This window comes from Burkholderia sp. ZZQ-2 (genome assembly GCF_050768715.1).
Taxonomy (GTDB): domain Bacteria; phylum Pseudomonadota; class Gammaproteobacteria; order Burkholderiales; family Burkholderiaceae; genus Burkholderia; species Burkholderia cepacia.
In genome coordinates, this window is the sequence record NZ_LDVA01000261.1 from 115,642 (window position 1) to 122,890 (window position 7,249).

8 protein-coding genes are annotated in these 7,249 nt (G+C 63.7%); 7 read left to right on the top strand and 1 reads right to left on the bottom strand.

Annotated features, from left to right (window positions below):
* Positions 1-7: 7 nt before the first annotated feature.
* From ABY44_RS19425 to ABY44_RS19445, 5 genes are all read left to right on the top strand, one after another.
* On the top strand, positions 8-610 hold the full coding sequence (locus ABY44_RS19425; RefSeq protein WP_060175049.1) for a hypothetical protein: 603 nt from the start codon (positions 8-10) through the stop codon (positions 608-610).
* Between the two features lie 70 nt (positions 611-680).
* A complete protein-coding gene (locus ABY44_RS19430) occupies positions 681-1,889 on the top strand; it encodes an alpha/beta fold hydrolase (protein ID WP_226153561.1) in 1,209 nt (402 codons plus the stop codon).
* Between the two features lie 831 nt (positions 1,890-2,720).
* The gene (locus ABY44_RS19435) at positions 2,721-3,452 is read left to right on the top strand and encodes a PadR family transcriptional regulator (RefSeq protein ID WP_431641606.1); all 732 of its coding nucleotides are present in this window, start codon (positions 2,721-2,723) and stop codon (positions 3,450-3,452) included.
* 37 nt (positions 3,453-3,489) lie between these two features.
* Entirely contained in the window at positions 3,490-4,311 is an 822-nt protein-coding gene (locus ABY44_RS19440) for a siderophore-interacting protein (protein WP_027790183.1), read from the top strand.
* Between the two features lie 167 nt (positions 4,312-4,478).
* Positions 4,479-4,703, top strand: coding sequence for a hypothetical protein (locus ABY44_RS19445; RefSeq protein WP_060171795.1), 225 nt, complete (start codon positions 4,479-4,481; stop codon positions 4,701-4,703).
* A 24-nt stretch (positions 4,704-4,727) separates the two neighbouring features.
* Here the strand turns inward: ABY44_RS19445 and ABY44_RS19450 are convergent, their stop codons facing one another.
* On the bottom strand, positions 4,728-5,309 hold the full coding sequence (locus ABY44_RS19450; protein WP_060171793.1) for an undecaprenyl-diphosphatase: 582 nt from the start codon (positions 5,307-5,309) through the stop codon (positions 4,728-4,730).
* A gap of 443 nt (positions 5,310-5,752) precedes the next feature.
* Between ABY44_RS19450 and ABY44_RS19455 the strand changes: the two genes are divergently transcribed.
* A complete protein-coding gene (locus ABY44_RS19455; RefSeq protein ID WP_021157498.1) occupies positions 5,753-6,493 on the top strand; it encodes an acetoacetate decarboxylase in 741 nt (246 codons plus the stop codon).
* A 52-nt stretch (positions 6,494-6,545) separates the two neighbouring features.
* A partial coding sequence (locus ABY44_RS19460; protein WP_431641608.1) for a 3-hydroxybutyrate dehydrogenase occupies positions 6,546-7,249 on the top strand: 704 nt, incomplete at its 3' end.

A 7,249-nucleotide genomic window follows, 5' to 3' on the forward strand; every position in this document is an offset into this window, starting at 1 on the left:
GTCGGAAATGAATCAGATCGTCGAGATCCGGAAGAACGGCGGGACGGGCTTGCTGGGTGCGCTGATCGTCTGGGGATTAGCCGTTGCCGCGGCGGCCGAAGCGGGGGTTTATCGAGCGGTCTACCCGCTGGGGCTCGCCTGCCTCATTGCCCTCGGTATCGTGGCGCCAGTTGTCGTTTATTCGATGTCCCGCAGCTTTCGCACATACATCGCGACCATCGGGCTAAGAACGCTGACGGCGTTTCATATCTGGCGGATTGCGGCCGCGCTGGTCTTCTTCTGGTACGGGGCGCACGATCTCCTGCCGGAAGCATTCGTCAGGAACGCCGGCTGGGGGGACCTCATCGCGGGGTTGATGGCGTTCGGCGTCACCATGCTGCCGAAAACGCGCAACCGGTATCTGATCTTTCATCTGTTCGGGTTCGCAGATTTCGTCGTGGCGGTCGGTACGGGATTGACCTACTTCCTGCTCAACGATCCCCGCATGTCCGGCATCCAGACGCTGCCGATGGCATTGATCCCGTTCTACGGCGTCGGAATTTCAGGAGCGAGCCACATCATGGCGTTCGACCTGCTGCGCCGCCGCCCGAGCCCTTCGAACGTGCGGTGAGGCTTGCCGAAGCAACGGCACTAGCGCGCCCTGTACGAAACCGCTTCTTCAATCGGACAAGGAAATCATCGTGAACTTTCGTCGTACCCGTGCCGCAGCCAGCGTGCTGTTCGGCTTGCTGCTGTGCGGCCCCACGTTTCAGGACACCGCCTCGGCGCAGCCCGGTATCCCGTCGGCCGCCTCCGCCGGCGAAGCGACGGCGCCGTGGGACCAGCGCGCGAATCCGACGGCCGTTGAGGCCGATGCCTGGTTCGACAACTACCGGTTCCGGGATGGCGAGACGCTGCCCCGGCTGAGGATCCACTATGCAACGCTCGGCACGCCGCATCGCAATGCCCATGGCGCCGTTGACAACGCCGTCCTGGTCCTGCACTGGACCGGCGCGGACAGTCGAACGCTGCTGAGTCCGACTTACACAAAAGCCCTGTTCGACCGCGGACGTCCGCTCGACGCGAATCGCTACTACCTGATTTTTCCCGACAACGTTGGCCACGGCCAGTCGAGCAAACCGAGTGACGGTTTAAGGGCGAAATTTCCAAACTACGATTACGGCGACATTGTCGATCTCCAGCACAAGCTGGTGACCGAAACCTTGGGCATCGAGCATCTTCATGCGATTCTCGGCATGTCGATGGGCGGCATGAACGCCTGGCAATGGGCGGAAACATATCCCGACATGATGGACGGCGTCATGCCCGTGGTCTCGCTACCGATTACGGTCTCGGGCCGCAATCTGCTGTGGCGGCGCATGGTGATCGACGCGATCCGCTCCGATCCCGACTGGAAGAGCGGGGAGTACACGCAAACGCCCCGCGGCTGGGTCCAAGGCTTCGGGGTGTTGCGAATGATGATCGACAGTGCGCCCGCGCTACAGCAGGAAATTCCGGACGGCGCGGCGGCAAGCAAGTTTCTCGCGACCGTGCGCTTCCAGGCGGAGCATGTCGACGCGAACGACATTCTTTATTCGCTCAAGTCATCGTTTGACTACGATCCCGAGCCAGGGCTTTCCAGGATTCGGGCCAAGCTGTTTGCCCTGAATTTCTCCGACGACGAATTCAACCCTGACACCCTGCGCGTTCTCGAGCGACTTGTGCCGACGCTTCAGCATGGCCGGTATCTGGTGCAGCAGGGCACCCCGTCATCGCCGGGCCATTTCACGATGACTCGTCCCGATCTTTGGGCGCGGCATGTGGGCGAATTCATGCAATGGCTGGGCGATGCACCCTCGCAAGCGAGTCTTGGCGATATCTGGCCGATTCCGGTTTCAGCCGGCTCATGATGTGTTCTACGAGGGATGGGTCCGCGGCGACCGCTTCTGAATCTCGATGACGCAATTGAGCGGTCTATTGAAGGATCGGCCAGTGGCAGCTACTGGCCGAGACTGTGTAGAAACGCGTTTGATCACCTGGGCTGGATCAATCCGTTCCGATGAGAGGCGACGATGGGGCGTTTTGTCGACGGCGAGGACCGCAAGCAAGTAACGTTGCGTCCCGAATGTCTTGATGACTTCATCGCCGAGGACAGATCACTCCCGCTACACCGCTTGCATGAATTGAGCAGATCTCCCGACTGGGCCAGCGAGCGCTGGATCGGTTCGTTGGCCTGGGTATCGAGAGACGGCACCTTTTCGGACACAGCAACGACCGAACCCATAAGCCCGACGATCAGGTCGGGCGGTTCGATCGCATATCCACTGGGCGCGAGTACCCGGTTCACGTGGTGCCAGGGCGGCGGCCCCATATCCGGATGCAGTCGATCGATACCGCATATGCCGTCATGCAGGCACTCGACAAAGAGTGCGGCGTTATCGGCGAACCGTCACTGAAATTCAAGAGCGTTGAATTTTCGCTACCCAGAAAACATCACAAGTTTCGAGCCGCGCCACACCTGCGGCGCTCGATGCGCAACGCTCGTACAGTTCCCGCCCGGTTGGTGACCCATTTGCTACATCGCTGGAACACAATCTTCGCCCCACCTGCTCGGCGGTTGCTCCAACAAGCGTGGTCACCTTTTCGCCAGTCACCGCCATCCATCCCCCAATAAATCCCCTTGACGGCCTATCTTTCGATATATATCTTTAGATATGTTTTCCGACATATAGGACACGATCATGCGACACAACCCTTCCCGCGGCCATGCCCGAAGCGACGGTCATGGTGCGCATGCCCGCCCTGACTGGTTCACCGGTCTCTGGTACGCGATCGGCCGCCACCGCCGCGGCCACGATCCGTTCGGTGGCGGCGGCCCGTTCGGCGGCCGTGGCGGCCGTGGCGGCCGTGGCGGACGCGGCGGCTTTGGCGATTTCGGCGACGACGGCATGCCACGCGGCCGCCAGTTCAGCTCCGACGATCTCCAGTTACTGTTGCTTGCGCTCGTCGCCGAGCAACCGAGCCACGGCTACGAGCTGATCAAGGCGCTCGACACGCGTTCGAACGGTTTCTACAGCCCGAGCCCCGGCATGGTGTATCCGGCGCTCACGTATCTCGAAGAAGTCGGCTTCGTCGCGTCGCAGGCGGAAGGCAACCGCAAGCGTTATGCACTGACCGACGCCGGCCGCACCCATCTCGACGCCCAGCGCGAACGGGTCGATACGCTGTTCGCACGCCTCACGCACCTCGCGCGCAAGATGGAATTCATGCGCCGTGCGTTCGCCGGGGAATCGGCGGGCAACGAAACGCAGGACGAAACGCAAGCAGGCTGGCTGCCGGAGTTCGTCGAGGCGCGCCTCGCACTCAAGCGCGCGTTGCTGCACAAGAGCGCAGCCGGCCCGGATGAACAGCGCCGCGTCGCGGCCATCTTGCGCCGTGCGACGGCCGAAATCGAAGGCGGCACCGGCGCGTGATCCGCGCCGCCCCGTCAAACCTCAGGAGAACGGATTGATGCAGAACACATCCGAGCGCACCGTGACCCGCGTGCGCCACACCCTCAAGTTCCGCTTGCTACAAGTCCTGCGCGTGCACGCCGTGACGCCGCACCTGCTGCGCGTCACGCTCGGCGGCCCCGATCTCGCGGATTTCGAATCCGCGTCGTTCGACGATCACGTGAAGGTATTTTTCCCGCCGCCCGGCGCCGAACGGCCTGCGATGCCGACGCTCGGCGCGAACGGTCCGGAGTTTCCGGAAGGCGAACCGAGGCCGGTCGCGCGCGACTTCACGCCGCGCCGCTTCGATCGCGCCGCCCGCGAACTCGATCTGGAATTCGTGCTGAACCACCCGGGCCCTGCGTCGCAGTGGGCCGCACAGGCACGCGTCGGCCAATGGCTCGGTATCGGCGGCCCGCGCGGTTCGTTCGTCGTCCCGACCGGTTTCGACTGGCACCTGCTGATCGGCGACGATACGGCACTGCCGGCAGTCGCGCGGCGCCTCGAGGAATTGCCGGCCGGTGCGCGCGCGGCCGTCGTGATGGAAGTCGCGGATCGCACCGCGCAGATCGCGTTCGACACGCGCGCCGACGTGCATGAAATCTGGCGCTTCCGCGCCGAAGCCGACGCCGCGAACGGCGACGTGCTGCTGAATGCCGTGCGCGACCTGCCGCTGCCGCCGTCCGGCGACGGCTACGTGTGGGCGGCAGGCGAAGCGCTGTCGATACGCGCGGTACGCCAGCACCTGACCGGCGAGCGCGGCGTCGACAAATCGCGCATCCGCGCGGCGGCCTACTGGAAGCGCGGCGCGGCGGCCGTGCACGAAACCCTGGAAGACTGACGGATGCGGGTAGCCGTCAAAGGCGTACCCGGTTGACCGGCGGATGACACAATCGTCGCGTCGGCGCACCAGCGGGCTTGGCACCGCTATCGCGACTGGTATATATCTGTGTGTGCGACGCCGCTGTCGGGCGACAGCCGTCGCAGCCCGCCCAGGAGCGTCCGGTCATGACAAAAGAAAGCCCCGCTTCGCCTTTCCTTCGCAACCTGAAGATCGCCGGCTATTGCGGCCTTGCCGCGGTGTTACTCGCGCTGTTCGTCGCGATGTGCGCGATCCTGAAGGAAAGCGCGCTCGACCGCGACGCCGCGCAACATCCGGCCGATACGCCCGAACTGCACGATGCGGGCGGCGGGCCATCCGCATCGGCTGAATCGGCCAGGACACCCGGCTGACGGCGTCCGGCCCGATCCCCCCGCTTACGGCGCGTGCCGGCGCCCCATCACGGCTGCATGCACCGAATCGCCGAGCCGTTCGAGCAGCGCGGTCGCGCGTTGCCCGTACAGGTGCGCGGCCAGCGCGCCGGCCGTGCCGACCAGCACGCCGCCCGCCATGTCGAACGGCCAGTGCACGCCCGCATAGATACGCCCCCATGCAATCGCCGCGGCCAACGCGGCCATCACGAACCCGGTGAGCCGGGTCGTGCCGCCGAGCATCAACCCGACTGCCATGCTCCACGCGAACGTCATGTGGTCGCTCGGAAACGAGCTGTCCGGCGCATGCGGAATCAGTTGCGTGCCGACGCCGGCCATGAACGGACGCGGCGAGAACCAGAAATGTCCGATGATCTGCGCGAGCGCGATCGCCACGCACACGCCGACGCCGGCTTCGATCGCCTGGCGCCGCGTCGTGCGCGCGCCGAAGATCCAGGTCAGCAGCAGCATCGCGGGCAGCGCATAGACGAGCCAGTCGGCGGCGAAAATGGCGAGGCGGGCAACGCCCGGCTGCGGCGCAACCCCGGCGTTGATGGCGGAAAAAAGGATGAGATTGAGGGTCTGCATGAATCCGGTTGCGTGGGGCGTAAAAACTCGGCCGGTTGCCCGGCCTGATACGAACGATGCTAGGGCGCTCCCGCTTAAGCGATGCTTAATGCGGCGCACGCACGCGACGAAGCCCGCCGCGGCGAACGCACTTAGAGCCTGCACTGCAGCACAAGTTCACACAATTGTCACATTCCCGCGCGACCACCTCCCGGAAAGGCTCACCTGATGTCCCGTAAAGACTCACCTTTTTCACATCGTGACGTCATCGATGCATGCGAACATCGGGACGCCGGGGGCTGTCCGGACCGTTTGCATCATTCATCTCAATATTTACGCGTCGAATTCTACGAAATCGGCAACAATTAATTCCATATGCGGCATCGCACAACGGCAACGCACAGGCATAGGATTACGAGCTTACGAGCACTCATCCACGAAGCGATCAACAACAAGGAGTCCGCATGAAACCCAGCGATGTCCGATCGAAAGCGTTTGCGATGCCGTTGACCAGCCCTGCCTTCCCGATGGGCCCTTACCGTTTCGTCGATCGTGAGTTCCTGATCATCACGTATCGCACCGATCCGGACCGTCTCCGCGAAATCGTCCCCGAGCCGCTGCAGGTCACCGAGCCGCTCGTGCATTACGAATTCATCCGCATGGCCGATTCGACCGGCTTCGGCGATTACACCGAAAGCGGCCAGGTCATTCCCGTCGAGTACAACGGCCAGCCGGGCGGCTATACGCTCGCGATGTATCTCGACGATCACCCGCCGATCGCCGGCGGCCGCGAACTGTGGGGCTTCCCGAAGAAACTCGCATCGCCCACGCTGCACGTGAACACTGACCACCTCCTCGGCACGCTCGACTACGGCAAGGTGCGCGTCGCGACCGGCACGATGGGCTACAAGCACAAGGAACTCGACATCGACGAGCAGACGAAGCGTCTTGCCGGCCCCAATTTCCTGCTGAAGATCATCCCGCACGTCGACGGCACCGCGCGCGTCTGCGAACTGGTCCGCTACTACATGCAGGACATCAAGATGAAAGGCGCGTGGACGGGCCCCGCATCGCTCGAGCTGGCGCCGCACGCGCTCGCGCCGGTCGCCGACCTGCCCGTGCTCGAAATCGTCGAAGCCCGGCACATCGTCGCGGATTTGACACTGGGCCTCGGCGAAGTCGTCTACGATTACCTGGCTCAGTAACACGTCCGCAGTCCTTTCTCCCTGTCAAACCTTTCACCACGGGAATTCGAACATGAGCAACCTGAATGGCAAGACCGCAGTCGTCACGGGCGCCGCGAGCGGCATCGGCAAGGAAATCGCACTCGAGCTCGCGAAAGCGGGCGCGGCCGTCGCGATCGCCGACCTGAACCAGGACGGCGCGAACGCCGTTGCCGACGAGATCGTCAAGGCGGGCGGCAAGGCGATCGGCGTCGCGATGGACGTGACGAACGAGGAAGCCGTGAACAGCGGTATCGACAAGGTGGCCGAAACGTTCGGCTCGGTCGACATCCTCGTGTCGAACGCGGGCATCCAGATCGTCAACCCGATCGAGAACTATTCGTTCTCCGACTGGAAGAAGATGCAGGCGATCCACGTCGACGGCGCATTCCTGACGACCAAGGCCGCGCTCAAGCACATGTACAAGGACGATCGCGGCGGTGTCGTGATCTACATGGGTTCGGTGCACTCGCACGAAGCGTCGCCGCTGAAATCGGCGTACGTGACGGCCAAGCACGGCCTGCTCGGCCTGGCCCGCGTGCTGGCGAAGGAAGGCGCGAAGCACAACGTGCGCTCGCACGTCGTGTGTCCGGGCTTCGTGCGCACGCCGCTGGTCGACAAGCAGATTCCGGAGCAGGCGAAGGAGCTCGGGATCAGCGAAGAGGAAGTGGTGAAGAAGGTGATGCTCGGCAATACGGTCGACGGCGTGTTCACGACGGTGCAGGACGTCGCGCAGAC

What these genes read in the sequence shown, in the direction of transcription:
- ABY44_RS19425 (WP_060175049.1), top strand. Translation starts at nt 8, where the DNA reads ATGAATCAGATCGTCGAGATCCGGAAGAACGGCGGGACGGGCTTGCTG.
- ABY44_RS19435 (WP_431641606.1), top strand. Translation starts at nt 2,721, where the DNA reads ATGCGACACAACCCTTCCCGCGGCCATGCCCGAAGCGACGGTCATGGT.
- ABY44_RS19440 (WP_027790183.1), top strand. Translation starts at nt 3,490, where the DNA reads ATGCAGAACACATCCGAGCGCACCGTGACCCGCGTGCGCCACACCCTC.
- ABY44_RS19445 (WP_060171795.1), top strand. Translation starts at nt 4,479, where the DNA reads ATGACAAAAGAAAGCCCCGCTTCGCCTTTCCTTCGCAACCTGAAGATC.
- ABY44_RS19450 (WP_060171793.1), bottom strand. Translation starts at nt 5,309, where the DNA reads ATGCAGACCCTCAATCTCATCCTTTTTTCCGCCATCAACGCCGGGGTT.
- ABY44_RS19455 (WP_021157498.1), top strand. Translation starts at nt 5,753, where the DNA reads ATGAAACCCAGCGATGTCCGATCGAAAGCGTTTGCGATGCCGTTGACC.